This window comes from Bradyrhizobium sp. USDA 4532, assembly GCF_024171315.1.
Classification (GTDB): Bacteria; Pseudomonadota; Alphaproteobacteria; order Rhizobiales; family Xanthobacteraceae; genus Bradyrhizobium; species Bradyrhizobium australafricanum.
Genome location: NZ_JALJZN010000001.1, coordinates 4,957,591 through 4,973,300, shown reverse-complemented (window position 1 = coordinate 4,973,300; position 15,710 = coordinate 4,957,591). Strand labels below are relative to the sequence as shown.

18 protein-coding genes and 1 tRNA gene are annotated in these 15,710 nt (G+C 66.2%); 10 read left to right on the top strand and 9 right to left on the bottom strand.

Annotation, left to right across the window (positions count from 1 at the left end; translation table 11 throughout):
• Positions 1-94: 94 nt before the first annotated feature.
• Positions 95-179, bottom strand: a tRNA-Leu gene (locus J2R76_RS22800).
• A gap of 525 nt (positions 180-704) precedes the next feature.
• Here J2R76_RS22800 and J2R76_RS22795 point away from each other — a divergent pair.
• On the top strand, positions 705-1,277 hold the full coding sequence (locus tag J2R76_RS22795) for a disulfide bond formation protein B (RefSeq protein WP_253624991.1): 573 nt from the start codon (positions 705-707) through the stop codon (positions 1,275-1,277).
• 204 nt (positions 1,278-1,481) lie between these two features.
• Here the strand turns inward: J2R76_RS22795 and J2R76_RS22790 are convergent, their stop codons facing one another.
• Together J2R76_RS22790 and J2R76_RS22785 are read right to left on the bottom strand one after the other, a co-directional pair.
• Entirely contained in the window at positions 1,482-2,567 is a 1,086-nt protein-coding gene (locus J2R76_RS22790; protein WP_016844891.1) for an AbrB family transcriptional regulator, read from the bottom strand.
• A 326-nt stretch (positions 2,568-2,893) separates the two neighbouring features.
• Positions 2,894-3,175 carry a PsiF family protein gene (locus J2R76_RS22785; protein WP_076824983.1) on the bottom strand — a complete coding sequence of 94 codons (282 nt, stop codon included), beginning with the start codon at positions 3,173-3,175 and terminating at the stop codon, positions 2,894-2,896.
• A gap of 208 nt (positions 3,176-3,383) precedes the next feature.
• Here J2R76_RS22785 and J2R76_RS22780 point away from each other — a divergent pair, with 208 nt between their 5' ends.
• Positions 3,384-3,869 (top strand): hypothetical protein, encoded by a 486-nt coding sequence (locus J2R76_RS22780; RefSeq protein WP_076824984.1) that lies wholly within the window; start codon positions 3,384-3,386, stop codon positions 3,867-3,869.
• An 81-nt stretch (positions 3,870-3,950) separates the two neighbouring features.
• Here the strand turns inward: J2R76_RS22780 and J2R76_RS22775 are convergent, their stop codons facing one another.
• Positions 3,951-4,508, bottom strand: coding sequence for a TetR/AcrR family transcriptional regulator (locus tag J2R76_RS22775; protein WP_028342569.1), 558 nt, complete (start codon positions 4,506-4,508; stop codon positions 3,951-3,953).
• 206 nt (positions 4,509-4,714) lie between these two features.
• Between J2R76_RS22775 and J2R76_RS22770 the strand changes: the two genes are divergently transcribed.
• The 6 genes from J2R76_RS22770 to J2R76_RS22745 all read left to right on the top strand — a co-directional run bounded on the left by J2R76_RS22770 (position 4,715) and on the right by J2R76_RS22745 (position 8,778).
• Positions 4,715-5,149 (top strand): thioesterase family protein, encoded by a 435-nt coding sequence (locus J2R76_RS22770; RefSeq protein WP_057016296.1) that lies wholly within the window; start codon positions 4,715-4,717, stop codon positions 5,147-5,149.
• Between the two features lie 5 nt (positions 5,150-5,154).
• Positions 5,155-5,601 (top strand): PaaI family thioesterase, encoded by a 447-nt coding sequence (locus J2R76_RS22765; protein ID WP_076824994.1) that lies wholly within the window; start codon positions 5,155-5,157, stop codon positions 5,599-5,601.
• Between the two features lie 403 nt (positions 5,602-6,004).
• Positions 6,005-6,391: a CidA/LrgA family protein gene (locus tag J2R76_RS22760; protein ID WP_253624990.1), complete on the top strand. Its 387-nt coding sequence runs from the start codon at positions 6,005-6,007 to the stop codon at positions 6,389-6,391.
• Positions 6,388-7,110, top strand: coding sequence for an LrgB family protein (locus tag J2R76_RS22755; RefSeq protein ID WP_253624989.1), 723 nt, complete (start codon positions 6,388-6,390; stop codon positions 7,108-7,110). The genes J2R76_RS22760 and J2R76_RS22755 overlap by 4 nt, the downstream gene beginning before the upstream one ends.
• A gap of 216 nt (positions 7,111-7,326) precedes the next feature.
• Positions 7,327-8,064: a sulfite exporter TauE/SafE family protein gene (locus J2R76_RS22750; RefSeq protein ID WP_253624988.1), complete on the top strand. Its 738-nt coding sequence runs from the start codon at positions 7,327-7,329 to the stop codon at positions 8,062-8,064.
• Between the two features lie 36 nt (positions 8,065-8,100).
• On the top strand, positions 8,101-8,778 hold the full coding sequence (locus J2R76_RS22745) for a DsbA family protein (protein ID WP_229192658.1): 678 nt from the start codon (positions 8,101-8,103) through the stop codon (positions 8,776-8,778).
• A gap of 77 nt (positions 8,779-8,855) precedes the next feature.
• Here the strand turns inward: J2R76_RS22745 and J2R76_RS22740 are convergent, their stop codons facing one another.
• Both J2R76_RS22740 and J2R76_RS22735 read right to left on the bottom strand, forming a co-directional pair.
• A complete protein-coding gene (locus J2R76_RS22740; RefSeq protein ID WP_253624987.1) occupies positions 8,856-9,062 on the bottom strand; it encodes a hypothetical protein in 207 nt (68 codons plus the stop codon).
• Between the two features lie 63 nt (positions 9,063-9,125).
• Complete coding sequence (locus J2R76_RS22735; protein ID WP_253624986.1) at positions 9,126-10,013, bottom strand: LysR family transcriptional regulator; 888 nt, start codon at positions 10,011-10,013, stop codon at positions 9,126-9,128.
• Positions 10,014-10,133: 120 nt separating this feature from the next.
• On the opposite strand from J2R76_RS22735, the gene J2R76_RS22730 reads away from it, so the two are divergent.
• On the top strand, positions 10,134-10,874 hold the full coding sequence (locus tag J2R76_RS22730; RefSeq protein ID WP_057016187.1) for an SDR family oxidoreductase: 741 nt from the start codon (positions 10,134-10,136) through the stop codon (positions 10,872-10,874).
• A gap of 56 nt (positions 10,875-10,930) precedes the next feature.
• Positions 10,931-11,830, top strand: a complete 900-nt coding sequence (locus tag J2R76_RS22725; RefSeq protein ID WP_057016188.1) for an SDR family oxidoreductase — start codon at positions 10,931-10,933, stop codon at positions 11,828-11,830.
• A gap of 114 nt (positions 11,831-11,944) precedes the next feature.
• Here J2R76_RS22725 and J2R76_RS22720 read toward each other — a convergent pair whose 3' ends face one another.
• The 3 genes from J2R76_RS22720 to J2R76_RS22710 form a co-directional block, all read right to left on the bottom strand.
• Positions 11,945-13,027 (bottom strand): phospholipase, encoded by a 1,083-nt coding sequence (locus J2R76_RS22720; protein WP_168859135.1) that lies wholly within the window; start codon positions 13,025-13,027, stop codon positions 11,945-11,947.
• A gap of 23 nt (positions 13,028-13,050) precedes the next feature.
• A complete protein-coding gene (locus tag J2R76_RS22715) occupies positions 13,051-14,022 on the bottom strand; it encodes a S1C family serine protease (RefSeq protein ID WP_057016190.1) in 972 nt (323 codons plus the stop codon).
• A gap of 144 nt (positions 14,023-14,166) precedes the next feature.
• A complete protein-coding gene (locus J2R76_RS22710; RefSeq protein WP_229192663.1) occupies positions 14,167-15,681 on the bottom strand; it encodes an AMP-binding protein in 1,515 nt (504 codons plus the stop codon).
• Positions 15,682-15,710 lie beyond the last annotated feature (29 nt).

Below are 15,710 nucleotides of genomic sequence, written 5' to 3'. Positions count from 1 at the left end.
ATCACCGAGTTATGCAGAAGTGCCTATTTTTCAAGGGTTTGAAGCGCCGCGCGGACGGCTGCGAACGCTTGCGAATGGGAGCGAACAGCCTAGTTGGTGCCCCTGGCCGGAATCGAACCAGCACTCCTTGCGGAACTCGATTTTGAGTCGAGCGCGTCTACCAGTTCCGCCACAGGGGCATTCGCAACGGTCCCGGCCGGGAAGGCCGGGTCGCGAAGCGCGGCGGACTATAGCGGGCGGCCCGTCATGGTCAACCCGCACGGGCGGGATGTCCCGCGCCCCGGCAGCGGAATTTCCGGTGGGTGTGACCCCGAGGACGACGCAAGGCCGTTGCCGTCCGTATGGCGGTCACGGACGAGTTTGCCCGGCGGCGGCAGCCGCTGCCACCGTCCCCAAGCCTGGCCGCGGCTGCGGCAACCTACTTCGAGACGGAGGCGCGAGCGTAACGGTATTGTCCGGTTCGTCGATCTCGATGACGTACATGAACGCAGGCTGCTCAATCCGAGCCTTTTCTTTTCCGATGAGCTGCAGGCGGCGATGACCCAGTGGGGCCTGCGCGTTCCCACGCATCACCGACTGAACGCGATCTGACCGCGGCGGACGGCGGCCGTCACGGTCAACCCGCGCGGATGTGATTGTCCCGCGCCTCGACAGCGGTATTTTCACGCGATACGACCGCAATCGACGACCTTGGAGCAGGGCCCATGACCCTCCCGAACGATGCTCCCCGGAGGACCGACGTGACGATTGCCACCGCCCATCCGTCGCATGCTTCCGCCGCCGGCAATCCGGCGCTGACCTCGGCGCTGGCGATTGCCGTGATCGCGGCGGCGACCCTGGCCGGCGCCTGGTTCTTCCAGCTCGTGCTGGAGATCATGCCCTGTCCGCTCTGCCTCGAGCAGCGCTATGCCTATTACCTCGCGGTGCCGCTCGGCGCCGTGGTGGCGCTCACGGCCGCCCGCGACGCGCCGCGTCCGGTGCTGCTCGCGGGCCTTGTGATCCTCGGCCTCGCCGCGCTCGCCAATGCCGGGCTCGGCACCTATCACGCCGGTGTCGAATGGGGGTTCTGGCCGGGGCCGACCGATTGCACCGGCCCGATGGTGGATTTCGGCAAGGCCGGCTCGCTGCTGGACCAGCTCGACAAGGTCAAGGTGGTGCGCTGCGACGAGGTGCAGTGGCGCTTCCTCGGCATTTCGCTCGCCGGCTACAACGTGCTGATTTCGCTGCTGATGGCCGCGATCGCCGGTTGGGGCGTGATGCGAGCCGCGAAGGCCTGAGTCGAGCCGTATAAGGTTTTCGCGTTATCCGTCATGCCCGCGCAAAGGCTTCGCCTTTGCCGCTGGAGGAGGCCGCGAAGCGGCCCTCTCGAAGCATGGACGGGCACCAGCCGGGCCGTTCATCCTTCGAGACGCGCGGAGCCTGTCATCGGGCCGCGCTTCGCGCGGACCCGGTGGCGCTCCTCAGGATGACGGTTGGTAGAGCTAATCGTCGACGTCGTCCTGCGGCCGGCCGAACAGATGGATGATGCCTGGCGTCGAGATGGTGACGAACAGGAAGCGCGACAGATGATGCGCGCCGACGAAGATCGGGTCGATGTGCAGCGTCAACGCCAGCGCCAGCATCGCGTCCATCGCGCCCGGCGCGAAGGCGACCACGACGTCGGCGAGCCGCACATGGGTGGTGAAGCCGATCACCGCGACGAACACGGCCGAGATCAGGATGGCGATCGCAAACGAGCCGAGCCCGGCATTGACGTGACTGAGCAGCGTCGAGGTCTTCATCCGCGCGAAGCGGGTGCCGATGATGGCGCCGATGCCGACCAGCGCGACGTTGCGGAGCCAGGGCGGCAGCCCGCCATCGACCAGCCCGGAGCCGTGCAGCAGGCTGGAGGCGAGCATCGCGCCGAACATCCAGCTGGCGGGGAATTTGATCCAGCGCAGCAGCAGCGAGACGCCGATCGACAAGGCGACCAGCGCGACGAGGCCGAACGGCGAGGCGACTGAGGTCGGCAATGGCGGCGGCGCTGCATGCGTCACCCCGGTCAGCGCCAGCACCAGCGGCAGCGCCGCGGTCAAGATGATCACGCGCATGGTCTGCACCACCGCGATCGCCGCGACGTCGGCGCCCTTTTCCGCGGCGAGGATCGTGATCTGCGACAGCGCGCCCGGGCTGCCGGCAAGGAAAGCCGAGGTCTGGTCCCAGCCATGGATGCGTTGCAGATAGAGGCTCGAGCCGAAGGTCGAGCAGAACGTCGCCAGCGCCAGCAGGCCGATGGTGAGCGGATAGGAGCTCATGTGCTGCAGCAATTGCTGCGACATCAGCGAGCCGAGGGAGATGCCGAGCAACAGCAGCACCGATTGCGTCAGCACCGCCGGCACCGCGAGCGGCCGTCCGGCCAATGCGGCGATCGCGACCGCGACCATCGCCCCCGAGATCAGGCCGCCCGGCAATTCTGCCCACAGAAACAGCAAGCCGCCGACGGTGCCGATGACGAGGGTCTCGAGCCCGTTCAGGACTTTGCTGCGGTCGGGAATGGCCGTTGCCATCGAAGCGCGGATCAGGGTCACGCCGCCTTATGGCAAATTCGCGTGAACGCGACAAATGCATCTCGCGATTGCAGCATTGCGCCGCGGCTTGCCCGGCGCACAGATTTTCACCCTTCGAAATGGGCCGGGGATTGCGATCAGTATCGCCACAAATTCGTCATGACGGGGCAGAAGCGCGAAGCGCGTCTTCGCGCAGGTGTCCCGGCCATCCACGCCTTTCCCGCGCGCAATCCAACACGTAGGTGCCCGGCACAAGGCCGGGCACCACGGGTTCGTCGAGGGATCGAGCGCAGTTGCGACTGCCCTCCCCGATGGGGAGAGCGAATCGCATCAAGCCTGTCCGGACGTTACTTCGTCGCCGCGGGCGCAGCGGCGGCGCCGTCCGACTTCTCCTTTTTGCACTCGGAGCGGAATTTCTTGCGCTCCTTGCCGTGCAGCCCCTTGGCGTCGGCTTCCTTCGAGCATTCCAGCGACTGGGCGGTGCGCGGCTTCTTCTCGGCCGGCGCCTTGGTCTCGGCCTTCGGAGCGGCGTCCTTGGCGGCGGGCGCGGCCGTTTGCGCGAAAGCTCCGCCCATCAGCAGCAGGGAGGCCAGGGCGGTTGCGGACGCGAGCGTGGAAATCGTCTTCATGGGGCACCTCGTGAGGGAAAGAGGGCCGAAACGTCGCGCGACGATGCTGAACCGTGGATGAACATGCAGCGGTCCCGCCGCCACAATATTTTAACGCACAGGCGCGCTGGCGCGTTGTCGCAAGTCGGGGTTGAGCTAGGATAATGGTCTTACGCCAATGCTCCCCACGGGAAACCAACGGGAAACCAGGGATGACGGGAGACCAGGGATGACCATTCAGACCAGATTGTTGTGCGTGCTTGCGGTGTCGGGCTTTGCAGCCTTTGCGGCGAGCGCGCCGGCGCAGGCCCTGACCGCGCAGGAATGCAGCGCCAAGTACCAGGCGGCCAAGTCGGCCGGCACCCTCGGCGGCCAGAAGTGGAATGATTTCCGCAAGGCGCAGTGCGGCGCCGACGCGACCCCGGCTGCGGCGCCCGCCGCTCCGCCGCCGGCAGCCGCCGCGCCCGCTCCGGCCGCGCCGAAAGAAGCCAAGCAGGCGCCCGCCGCGGCACCGGCGGCGCCGGCAGGACCCGCCGTATTTCCGAACGCCATCGATCCCAAATACGCCAAGGAGTCCGAAGGCAAGGGACGCATGCACACCTGCGTCGACCAGTACAACGCCAATAAGGCCACCGGCGGCAATGGCGGCCTGAAGTGGATCCAGAAGGGCGGCGGCTATTACAGCGAATGCAACAAGCGCCTGAAGGGCGCCTGAGCGAGCCGACCGAGTTTGGCGAGCGGCCGGCGTAAGCCGGCCGCTTTCTGTTTGCACCGGCTCTATTGGCTGCAGCTCTCTCTACGGGTTTTCCGTGAGCAGCTTGTCCGCCGACTGCGCCAGCAATTGCGCGCGCTTGCGCGGGCCGCGCTCGAGAAACAGCAGGCTCTGGCCGAAGATGAAGCAGTAGAACAGGAAGGCCTGCGCATCGGCCTCTTCAGTCGGCAGCCCGGTGGCGCGATAGAGCTGGGCGACATTCTTCAGCCGCGCGGCATCGACGCTCGCGGCGGCGGCGGCAGCGGCCTCATCGGTGCGCGCCCATTGCCGGATCGCGAGCTCGACCGCCATCGCCTCGGTGTTCATGCGCTCCGAATACAGCGTGATGATCGCCTTCAGCCGCTCGCGCGCGCTGGCGCCGTCGAGCGCGGTGTGCTTCTCGATCGATGCGATGCGGCCGTCGCGCCAGCGCGTCAGCATGGCCTCGAGGAGCGCGGCGCGATCCCTGAAGCGGCGGTAGAAGCCGCCCTTGGTGACGCCGAGATTCTTCGCCAGCACCTCGACCCGCACGCCGTCGACGCCGCTATGCGCGAGTTCGGCGAAGCCGGCCGCGACCCAGACGTCGCCTTTGCTTTCAGTCATGCGATCTCCGCGCATCCTAATGCGCGATGGGATCGTCATCGCGCATTAATCGCTTGTTTGTGCATGATCTCCGCGCAAACGCGTTGCGTTTGTCGCGAGGGAAAACAGCTTCGCACTTTTCCGGATCATGCTTTGATACGGTACCGTATTGCTAGCCTGCTTCGTCCCTGATACGCTACCGTATCAAAAATCGAAGGAGGGATCCGATGGAGGGCGAGGCGACCTATCGCGGCACGGTCTATCCCTGGCACTGCGACCATATCGGCCACATGAACGTCATGTGGTATGTCGGCAAGTTCGACGAGGCGAGCTGGAACATGTTCGCGCGGCTCGGCCTGACGCCGAGCTATCTGCGCGAGTCCGGCCGCGGCATGGCCGCCGTGCAGCAGAACATCTCCTACAAGCGCGAGCTGCTCGCCGGCGACCTCGTCGAGGTCAAGAGCCGGCTGGTCGAGTTCCGCGACAAGTCGATCCGTATCCTGCACGAGATGCGCAATGCGGAGACCGGCGAGATCGCAGCGACCTGCGAGATCGCGGCCGTGCATATCGACCGTGCCGCGCGCAGATCGACGCCGTTTGCGCCGGCGATCCGCTACGCGGCGATGCCGCATCTTGTGCCGTCCGAGCCCGCAATCGCGTAACCGCCATGCCCCGCTTCGAGCCAAAGAATCCCGATTACCGTGCGGTCGCGACCGATACATTCGCACGCCAGCGCGCGATGCAGACGCTTGGTATCTCGATCGCGCGGATGGAGCCCGGCGAGGTCGATCTCGCGATGCCCTACGCGCCGGAATTCTGCCAGCAGAACGGCTTCGTGCATGCCGGAATCATCACCGCGGGCCTCGACAATGCCTGCGGCATCGCCGCCTTCACGCTGATGCCCGAAGGCTCCGACATCCTCACCGTGGAGTTCAAGACCAACCTGCTGGCGCCGGCGCGCGGCGAGCGGTTCGTGTTCCGCGGCGTCGTGGTCAAGCCCGGCCGCACGCTGACCGTCTGCGACGGCCGCGCCTATGCGATCCAGGACGGCGCCGAGACGTTGGTCGCGACTATGAGCGGCACGCTGATGGCGCTGGCACGGCGGGAGTCGTAGAAGGCTAACTCTCTCCCCGTCACCCTGAGGTGCGAGCCTTGCGGCGCAAGGCACACACCTCGGGAGGACAGAGCTGGTCGAAGCGCGTGTTGCTTTCGCAGGGACGACGATTGTGGATGCAGGCCGCGCCACACACCCCCTGTCGTCCTGGCGAAAGCCAGGACCCATTACCCCGAATCTCAATTGTTGCGCTGGCTGGGGCCACGATCCCGGTCGTCACCGAATGCGGTGGTTATGGGTCCCTGCTTTCGCATGGACGACAAGCGGGGCTGACGGTCTGAGAAAGTGTGACGGATTTGAGAGCGGCGGCGCCCAAGATCTGCGCACGCATCCAAGACCCGCGCATTGACAAGCTCCTGCCACACCGACCTGATAGGCGGATGTCTCGCGTGAGCTTCCTGCCATGATCGCCAGCCTCAGCCTGATCCTGCTCTGCCAGCTGGTCGGCGAGGTCGCCGTGCGCGCGCTGGCGGTACCGGTGCCGGGCCCGGTGGTTGGCCTCGTGCTGCTGCTGTTGCTGCTGTTGGCGCGCGACCGCTTTCCGGCGCTGGCGCGCGGGCCGCTCGGCGATGACGGCGTCGAGAGCGCGAGCCGCGGCATGCTTGCCAATCTCTCGCTGCTGTTCATTCCGGCCGGCGTCGGCGTGGTGCAGAAGCTCGATCTGCTCGCCGAGCACGGTATCGCGGTCCTGGTGATTCTCGCGGTGTCCGTCATCGTCACCCTGCTGGCGACGGTTGCGACCTTCGTTGCGGCGAGCAGCCTGCTTTCGAGCGAGGAGGGGAGGCCGTGAACGACAATTCGTTCTCGCTCTGGGTCTATCTCTCGCAGTCGCCGCTGCTCTGGCTGACGGTGACGCTGTTGACCTATGCGGCGGCCGACGCGGTGTCGCTGAAGACGAGGCGGCACCCGCTCGCCAATCCCGTGCTGCATTCGGTGTGGATCATCGGCGTATTCCTGCTGCTGACCGGGACCTCCTACACCACCTATTTTGCCGGTGCGCAGTTCGTGCACTTCCTGCTCGGGCCGGCGACGGTGGCGCTCGCGGTGCCGCTCTACGAGAATCGCCGGCGGGTCGCGGCGGCGATCCTGCCGATGCTGGTTGCGCTCGCGATCGGCTCGCTGACGGCGATCGTCTCGGTGGTGCTGCTGGCGCAGGCGTTCGGGCTGCCGCGCGACGTCATCCTGTCGCTGGCGCCGAAATCGGTCACCGCCGGCATCGCGATGGGCATCAGCGAATCCCTGCATGCCGATCCCTCGCTGACCGCGGTGTCGGTGATCCTCACCGGCATCATGGGGGCGATCATCGTCACGCCCCTGATGAACTTCACCGGCATCACGGACTTCCGTGCCCGTGGCTTTGCGGCGGGCATCGCCGCCCATGGCATCGGCACCGCGCGCGCCTTCCAGGTCGACGAGGTCGCCGGCGTCTTCGCCGGGATCGCGATGAGCCTGAATGCGCTGGTCACCTCGCTGCTGGTGCCGCTGGCTGTGACATATCTGCTGCGCTGAGCGTGATCCGGAAAAGTGGGAACCGGTTTTCCCTCGCGACAAACGCAACGCGTTTGCGTGGAGATCATGCTGATATAGAGAGTTCGGCTGCAGGGCAGTTTTGTGCTATTGGTATGGCGTTGAGCAGCAAATCCTTCTAGGGTCGCCGGCTCAAACGCGAGTCTGTTCCCCTTGGTCTTCTCCGCAACTCAAAGCGTGCTTGGGCTGGCATCGGGCATGCTGGTCGGTTTTTCGCTGGGCCTGGTCGGCGGCGGCGGCTCGATCCTTGCCGTGCCGTTGATGGTCTACGTGGTCGGCGTGCCGGAGCCGCATGTCGCGATCGGCACCTCGGCGATCGCGGTCGCCGCCAACGCCGCGGTCAATCTCTCCAACCACGCCCGCGGCGGCACCGTGATCTGGTCCTGCGCGCTGGTGTTCGCGCTGTCGGGCATGCTGGGCGCATTCGGCGGCTCCATCCTCGGCAAGATGCTGGAGGGGCAGAAGCTGCTCGCGCTGTTCTCGCTGGTGATGCTGGTCATCGCGGGCCTGATGCTGAAGAACCGCGCGCGGGTCGGGCTGACCGACGTCAAGATCTCGATGTCCAACATGCCCGCGATCATCGGCCTCGGACTTGCCACCGGAACCATGTCCGGCTTCTTCGGCATCGGCGGCGGCTTTTTGATCGTGCCGGCCCTGATGCTGGCGACCGGGATGCCGATCATGAACGCGGTCAGTTCCTCGCTGGTTGCCGTCACCGCCTTCGGCATGACCACGGCCCTGAGCTATGCGTGGTCCGGGCTGGTGTCGTGGGGCCTGGCGGGGCTATTCGTCGCCGGCGGCATCGCGGGCGGCCTGCTCGGCACAAGCAGCGCCCGCCACCTGTCGGAACGGCGCGGCGCGCTTAATATCGTGTTTGCGACTGTGATTATCGTGGTGGCGATCTATATGCTGCTGCGTACCATCAATGTGTCCTGAACGTAGAAGGGCGAAGAGCTCTTGCGAAAGCCAGCCATGAACCAAATGACGAAATCGCCCCTGATCAACGCCGGTGCCACCCGCCGCGGCGCGCTCGGCCTGATCGGTGCCGGCATCGCGCTCATGGCCGCGGGCGCCGCGCGCGCCGAGGACGACAATGTCCTGACCGAGGAGCAGGTGCTGCGCGATCCGGATATTCCGGTGATAGGCAACCCCAAGGGCGACATCACCATCGTCGAATGGTTCGATTACAACTGCCCCTATTGCCGCAAGCTCGCGCCGGAGCTGCGCCAGGTGGTGCAGGACGACGGCAAGGTCCGCCTCGTGCTGAAGGATTGGCCGATCCTCGGGCCGGTCTCCAAGGTCGCGGCGCGGATGGCGCTGGCGGCGAAGTACCAGAACAAGTTCGACGTCGCGCATGAGGCGATGATCTCGGTCAATTCGCGCATCACCGAGCCGCGCATCGCCGAGTTGCTCTCGGGCGCCGGCCTCGACATGGACCGCCTGAAGAAGGATCACGACGCCAACGCCAAGGCGATCGATGCGATCCTTTCCCGCAACAACGAGCAGGCGCTGGCGTTCGGCTTCAACGGCACGCCGTCATTCATCGTCGGCAAGTACCGCGTACCGGGCGTGCTCAGCATGGATCAGTTCGAGCAGGTGATCGCCGACGCCCGCAAGGCCAATATGGGCCGCAAGACCGAGCAGAATTGATCGCGCTTCCTGTGACGAAAATGGCCTCTCCGGCGCTGGAGAGGCCATCTGCTTTTATGTCGGCTTGAAAACATTCGTTACTTCGCCGCGATCTTGTCCCACTGCTCGCGGGTGCGCGTCTTCAGCAGGTTCCAGTCACGCGCTGCGACGTCCCAATTGACGATGGTGCGCGTGTCCTGCGCCACCTCGCCATTGGCGACGCTCGATGTCCGCATGGAATCGTAGACGTAGACGCCGCATGTCAGCAGCAGCGCGCCCAAAATCATGCCGAAAAAGGTCCGCATCGCTCAATCCCTCCGGTGTCGGAAGCATAACGTTGCGGGGCTCGCTGTGGTTCCGGCGATCGATCAACTGCGCGCGAACGCCCGCATCACGTAATCGATGAACACGCGCACGCGCGGCGAGAGCTGGCGGTTGCGCGGATAGAGCAGGTTTACCGGCACCGATGGCGGCGGGCATTGCTGCAGCACCGCGACCAGCGTTCCGTTTGCCAGATCGGTTTCGGCATGGAAGCGCGGCACCTGCACGAGGCCGAGGCCGAGCTTGGCGCTCGCCAGGTAACTCTCGGGGCCGGTCACCGACATCGGCGCCGGCAGCGGAAATTGCTTCAGCGCGCCGTCGATCACGAACTCCATCGGCCGCAGGCGTCCGGTGGTCAGCGAGCGGATGCCGATCATGCGATGGCCATCGAGTGCGAACGGGTCGACCGGTGTGCCGAAACGCGCAAGGTAATCCGGCGTCGCGCAGGTCAACCGCTCCAGCATCGTGACCTGCCGCGCGATCATGTCGCTGTCGGGCAGCTTGCCGAAGCGCAGCACGCAGTCGACGCCTTCGCGGATCAGATCGACCCAGCGGTCGCTCTCGCTCATGTTGATCTCGATATCAGGATATTCGGCGAGGAAGCCCGGCAGGTTCGGCAGCAGGAAGTGCCGCGCCAGCGTGCCCTGCACGTCGAGCCGCAGCAGCCCCTTCGGCCGCGCGCCGCCGAACGCGCCCTCGGCGTCTTCGAGATCCGCGATCAGCGACAGGCAGCGGCGGTAGTGCGCCTCGCCATCGAGCGTCGGGCGCACCGTGCGCGTGGTGCGCTCGAGCAGCCGCACGCCGAGCCGCGCCTCCAGCCCCTTCACCGCGTCCGTCACCGTCGAGCGCGGCAGCCCCAGATCCTCGGCGGCGAGCGAAAAGCTGCGCCGCTCGACCACCCGGGTGAACACGCGCATCGCGTCGAAACGGTCCATCTATTGTCCGGAAATAACGAATAGTGATGTCGGATGATGCATGATTATCCGGAAGACGCCAAGACATAGTGTCCTCCCATCGAACGCGGCGCGGCCGCACAACCTGATGGGAGACTGAAAATGACCAACCAAACCAACAAGGTAGCTCTGGTGACGGGTGCCTCGCGCGGGATCGGCGCGGCGGTGGCCGAACGCCTCGCCAAGGACGGCTTCACCGTCGTCATCAACTACTCCGGCGACGCCAAGTCCGCCCAGGCGGTGGCCGACAGGATCGAGGCCGCCGGCGGCCGGGCACCGACCGCGAAGGCCGATGTCAGCGATGCCCACGCGGTGCGCGGCATGTTCGACGCGGCGGAAGCCGCCTTCGGCGGCGTCGACGTGCTGGTCAACAATGCCGGCATCATGAAGCTCGGCAAGATCGCCGACAGCGACGATGCCGCGTTCGACCAGCAGGTCGCGGTCAATTTGAAGGGCAGCTTCAACACCATGCGCGAGGCGGCGCGCCGCCTGCGCAACGGCGGACGCATCGTCAACTTCTCAACCAGCGTCGTCGGCACCAAGCTCGAGACCTACGGCATCTATGTCGCGACCAAGGCCGCGATCGAGTCGTTGACCGCGATCCTGTCCAAGGAGTTGCGCGGCCGCGGCATCACGGTGAATGCGGTCGCGCCCGGGCCGACCGCGACCGACCTGTTCCTGCACGGCAAGTCGGACGAATTGATCGACCGCTTCGCCAAGATGGTGCCGCTGGAGCGGCTCGGCACGCCCGATGACATCGCCAATGTCGTGTCGTTCCTCGCCGGCCCCGACGGCTCCTGGATCAACGGCCAGGCGCTCCGCGCCAATGGCGGCCTGGTCTGACACCCGCACATCTCCAACCCAACTCGCATTCAACCGACTTCACAAGGATACGTGTCATGAAACAGGTCATCGTCATCACCGGCGCTTCGAGCGGCTTCGGCCGCCTCACCGCCAACGCGCTCGCCAAGGCCGGCCACACCGTCTACGCCTCGATGCGCCACACCACCGGCCGCAACGCCTCCGCGGTCGCCGATATCGAGGAGTTCGCGCGCGACAACAAGGTCGACCTGCGCGCGCTCGAGCTCGATGTCGGCTCGCAGGCGTCGGTCGATGCGGCGATTGCGCAGATCGTCGCCGAGGAAGGCCGCCTCGACGTCGTGATGCACAATGCCGGCCACATGGTGTTCGGCCCGGCGGAGGCGTTCACGCCCGAGCAGCTTGCCGAGCTCTACGACGTCAACGTGCTGTCGACACAGCGCGTCAATCGCGCGGCGCTGCCGCAACTGCGCAAGCAGGGCAGGGGACTCGTGGTCTGGGTGTCGAGCAGCTCTTCGGCCGGCGGCACGCCGCCCTATCTCGCGCCGTATTTCGCGGCCAAGGCCGGCATGGATGCGATGGCCGTGATCTATGCCCGGGAGCTTACGCGCTGGGGCATCGAGACCTCGATCATCGTGCCCGGCGCCTTCACCGGCGGCACCAACCACTTTGCGCATTCCGGCCGTCCCGCCGACGAGGCCCGCGTCGCCGAATATGAGGCTGGTCCCTATGCCGGCTTCGGCGAGGAGATCATGAAGGCGTTCGCGGCGATCGTGCCCGAGGATGCCGACGCCTCGTCGGTCGCCGACGCGATCGTCAAGGTCGTCGATACGCCGTTCGGCAAGCGGCCGTTCCGCGTCCACATCGATCCGACGCAAGATGGCGCCGAAGTCGCATTCGGCGTGATCGACCGCGTCCGCAACGAGATGCTGCACCGGGTCGGCTTCTCCGACCTGCTCAAGCCGCGAGTGAACGGGTAATCTTCTCCCCGCAACGTCATTGCGAGGAGCGACAGCGACGAAGCAATCCATCTGCCCGCGTGCTCGGTGACAATGGATGGCTTCGCTTGGCTCGCAATGACGGGATACGATCCCTCAGGTGCTGTCGGCTCGCTCACCATTCATCCACTGCATGATCTCCGCATTGATCTCGCGCGGATAGGTGTGGCTGAGATCGTCGATCTCGCGATAGGTCACCCTCGCGCCGGCGGCCGACAGCAGGCCTTGGGTCTGCCGCGCGGTCTGCACCGGGAACATCCAGTCGAGCCGGCCGTGGGTGATGAAGATCGGCAAGCCGCGCAGCCGCTCCGCGTCGGCGATTTCCGCCATCAGCGGATGGAAGGTCGCGGCAACGGGCGCCAGATGCGTGAAGCGCGAGGCGCCGTCGAGCCCGCTCACATAGCTGAAGGTGCCGCCGTCGCTCATGCCGGTGAGCAGCGTGCGCGTCTCGTCGATCGTCCAGTGCGCGCGCACCTGGTCGATGATGCGGTTCAGGTTCGGCGTGTCGGTGTCCTCGCCCATCAGCGCCCAGGTCTGGCCGGTCGCGGTCGGCGCCACCAGGATGGCGCCGCGGCTGCGCGCATCGCGCAGCCAGCTCCACAGGAAGCCGCGGCCATTGCCGCTGCCGCCATGCAGCGCCATCACCAGCGGCCAGGCGCGGTCGGGCGTGTAATACTCCGGCACGTACATCGAGAAGCCGCCGCGGCTGCCCGGCTCGTTGCGCTCGTGGAAGATGCCGGTGTCGGCGTTGGGCTTGGCCGCGAGCTTCGCCTGCAGCTCGGTATCCTCGCGCAGATCGGGCGCGATGAAGAAGCCGCTGACCGGCGGCAACTCGGTCAAGGGATAGAGCGCCTCCTGCGCCCGCGGCAGATAGCGCAGCGCGCGGAATACGTTGACCAGATCGCCTTCGCCGTTCTGCACGGCGCGCAGCCCTGCGTAGCCGGCGAGCGCTGGTTCGATCGCGGCTTCCAGCGCGGTCTTGATGTGCGCGAATTTCTCCGGCCAGTCGGCGAGCCGCGGCCGCACCGCCTGCAAGGCCTCCTCCGGCTCGCCCGCAATCTGCATCACGCGATCGAAGTCCGGCGGATTGAGGTTGCGCGCGACGAAGGACAGCGATTCCAGCGTCTGCAACAGCGGCGGCAGCACGGCCACGATGTCGTCAACCACCGCCTCGCTCATCGCCGCTGCCTCTTCCCTTTGCCTCAATGAAGCCGCGGCGCCTTCAACAGCTTTATGCGGTCGATCGAGGTCAGCGTGACGTCGAAGGTGACGCCCTCGTGATAGATGGTCAGCGGCACGTCGACGCCGGCCGCGCCGAGCGACCAGAGCTTGCGGTAGAAGCCGGCCTGGCTCGTCACCTTGTCGCCGTCGACCGCGAGGATCACGTCGCCGGTCTTCAGTTCGGCGCGCGCCGCCGGTCCCTTGCTGGCGACGCCGACCACCACGAGGCGGTTGTCGATCTCGGTCGTGAACATGCCGAGCCACGGCCGCGCCGGCTTGTCGACCCGGCCGAACTTGCGCAAATCGTCCAGCACCGGATTGAGCAGATCGATCGGCACGATCATGTTGACATGCTCGGCGTGGCCCGAGCGCTCGCGTTCGAGCTGCAGCGAGCCGATGCCGATCAGCTCGCCGGCATTGTTGATCAGCCCGGTGCCGCCCCAGTTCGGATGCGACGGAGAAGTGAAGATCGCCTCGTCCAGCAGATACTCCCAGTAGCCGGCGAATTCCTGCTTCGCCGCGATCTGGCTTGCGACCGAGCGCGTGCGGCCGCCGGCGCCGCCGAGCACCACATTGTCGCCGACCTGCGTCGCCGCGGACGAGCCGATCCGCAGCGGCTCGAGATCGACCCGGCCGAGCGCCTGCACCAGGCCGAAGCCGGATTCGAAATCGAAGCCGAGCGCGTGGCCCTCGACCGCGCGGCCGTCGCCGAGATGCAGCCACACCGTGGCGGCTTCAGTGATCAGATAGCCGATCGTCAGCACCAGCCCGTCGTCGATCAGGACGCCATTGCCGGCGCGCTCGGTGCCGAGCGTCTCGGCGCTGAAAGCATCCGGCGGAATGATCGAGTGCAGCCCGACCACACTCATCAGCGCGCGATCGAGATCGTAGCGGTAATCTTCGGGGCGAGGCTGAAAGGCCGCGGGCACTTTCCATTCGGTCGTGGAGGGCATCAAGGGATCTCCTGGCGTGCAGGGCGCTGGAACCTCAAGGTAGACCGAGGTTCTGCCGGCAGGGAAGATGGAATGATATACCTTGCAGGGCAGCCTGCACAGCTCATGTGGCGTGCAGACCTGCCCCTCGCAAGATAATTGAACCTATTCGGTTTTTGCCGCACGCGCCGGCATGATGCGGAAGGCACGGTTGTCCTTGATCCACGCGGCGCGCTCGTCGCGCAGCATGGTGCGGCGAACCTTTCCGGAATCGTCGCGCGGCGCGGTGCCGACGCGCTCGAAACTTTCCGGATGCTTGTAGCGGCTGAGCCGGTCCTTCAGGAAATCGCCCATGCCGTCGGCGATCGCTTGCGCATCGGCGCTGTCGGCGAGCTCGAGGATTGCATGCACGCGCTGGCCGAATTCCGGATCGGGCAGTCCGACCACGACGCAGGAGCGCACCTCGGGATGCTCGCTGACCGCGGCCTCGACCTCGGCCGGATAGATGTTGGCGCCGCCGCGCAGAACCATGTCGGCGAGCCGGTCGCCGAGATAGAGATAGCCTTCTTCATCGAGTCGGCCGATGTCGCCGAGCGACTCCCAGCCATCCGGCCGCCGCTTCGGCGTTGCGCCGAGATAGTGATAGGTCGAGCCGGCGCCGTCATTGGGCAGGAAATAGATTTCGCCGGTCTCGCCGGGCGCGACGTCGTTGCCGTCCTCGCCGATGATGCGCAGTTTCGCGGTCTCGCCGATCTTGCCGACCGAGCCCTTGTGCGCCATCCATTCGGTGCCTGAGATTACGCAGGCGCCCTGCCGCTCGGTGCCGCCATAGAGCTCCCAGATCCGCTCGGGGCCGAGCCATTCGATCCATTTCTCCTTCAGCCAGGGCGGCATCGGCGCTGCCATGTGAAACACGATTTTCAGGCTGGAGACGTCGTAGCGGCTGCGCACCTCCTCGGGCAGCGCCCAGATCCGGTGCATCATGGTCGGCACGAAGTTCACCCATTGCACGCGCTCGCGCTCGATCAGCCGCAGCGTCTCCTCGGCGTCGAACTTCACCATGCCGGTGACCCTTCCGCCCCCGAACAGCGCAAAGTGCGAGAGGATGAATGGCGCATTGTGATAGAGCGGCCCCGGATTGAGCAGCGAGGTGTCGCGCGCAATGCCAAGCGTCGCCTCGGCCGTGGTCTCGATCACCGCGGGGTTGTGATCGAGGATCACCTTCGGCCGCCCGGTCGAGCCGCCGCTCGTCATCGCCTTCCAGTAGCGCGCGACCGGCGCATCGAGCGGCTCCTCGGAGAATCCGTCCGGCACGAAATTCACCGGCAGCGAATTCGGCGCATTCCAGTCGGCCTCGCCGCCGACCACCAGCGACGGTTTCAGAATCTCGAGCACGGCAGCGGCCTCGCCGCGCGGCAGCCGCCATGACAGCGAGGTCGGCGTCGCGCCGCACTTCCACACCGCGAAGGTCGTCTCGAAGAACGCGTTGCTGTTGGGCAGCCCGATCGCGACGAAGTCGCCGGGCTTGACGCCCTTGGCGGCGAAGGCGCGCGCCCGTGCATTGGCGCGGCGCTCGAGCTCGAGCCAGGTCAGCGCATCCGCGCCATGACTGATGGCGATCGCATCCGTGGGCTTGCGTTCGGCATACCAGCGCGGCACGTCGGCGAGGGGGATCAGCATGGTCGTTTCCGTCGGAAAAGGCGGCTTGA

What these genes read in the sequence shown, in the direction of transcription:
- J2R76_RS22795 (WP_253624991.1), top strand. Translation starts at nt 705, where the DNA reads ATGACCCTCCCGAACGATGCTCCCCGGAGGACCGACGTGACGATTGCC.
- J2R76_RS22785 (WP_076824983.1), bottom strand. Translation starts at nt 3,175, where the DNA reads ATGAAGACGATTTCCACGCTCGCGTCCGCAACCGCCCTGGCCTCCCTG.
- J2R76_RS22780 (WP_076824984.1), top strand. Translation starts at nt 3,384, where the DNA reads ATGACCATTCAGACCAGATTGTTGTGCGTGCTTGCGGTGTCGGGCTTT.
- J2R76_RS22775 (WP_028342569.1), bottom strand. Translation starts at nt 4,508, where the DNA reads ATGACTGAAAGCAAAGGCGACGTCTGGGTCGCGGCCGGCTTCGCCGAA.
- J2R76_RS22770 (WP_057016296.1), top strand. Translation starts at nt 4,715, where the DNA reads ATGGAGGGCGAGGCGACCTATCGCGGCACGGTCTATCCCTGGCACTGC.
- J2R76_RS22765 (WP_076824994.1), top strand. Translation starts at nt 5,155, where the DNA reads ATGCCCCGCTTCGAGCCAAAGAATCCCGATTACCGTGCGGTCGCGACC.
- J2R76_RS22760 (WP_253624990.1), top strand. Translation starts at nt 6,005, where the DNA reads ATGATCGCCAGCCTCAGCCTGATCCTGCTCTGCCAGCTGGTCGGCGAG.
- J2R76_RS22750 (WP_253624988.1), top strand. Translation starts at nt 7,327, where the DNA reads ATGCTGGTCGGTTTTTCGCTGGGCCTGGTCGGCGGCGGCGGCTCGATC.
- J2R76_RS22745 (WP_229192658.1), top strand. Translation starts at nt 8,101, where the DNA reads ATGAACCAAATGACGAAATCGCCCCTGATCAACGCCGGTGCCACCCGC.
- J2R76_RS22740 (WP_253624987.1), bottom strand. Translation starts at nt 9,062, where the DNA reads ATGCGGACCTTTTTCGGCATGATTTTGGGCGCGCTGCTGCTGACATGC.
- J2R76_RS22735 (WP_253624986.1), bottom strand. Translation starts at nt 10,013, where the DNA reads ATGGACCGTTTCGACGCGATGCGCGTGTTCACCCGGGTGGTCGAGCGG.
- J2R76_RS22730 (WP_057016187.1), top strand. Translation starts at nt 10,134, where the DNA reads ATGACCAACCAAACCAACAAGGTAGCTCTGGTGACGGGTGCCTCGCGC.
- J2R76_RS22725 (WP_057016188.1), top strand. Translation starts at nt 10,931, where the DNA reads ATGAAACAGGTCATCGTCATCACCGGCGCTTCGAGCGGCTTCGGCCGC.
- J2R76_RS22720 (WP_168859135.1), bottom strand. Translation starts at nt 13,027, where the DNA reads ATGAGCGAGGCGGTGGTTGACGACATCGTGGCCGTGCTGCCGCCGCTG.
- J2R76_RS22715 (WP_057016190.1), bottom strand. Translation starts at nt 14,022, where the DNA reads ATGCCCTCCACGACCGAATGGAAAGTGCCCGCGGCCTTTCAGCCTCGC.
- J2R76_RS22710 (WP_229192663.1), bottom strand. Translation starts at nt 15,681, where the DNA reads ATGCTGATCCCCCTCGCCGACGTGCCGCGCTGGTATGCCGAACGCAAG.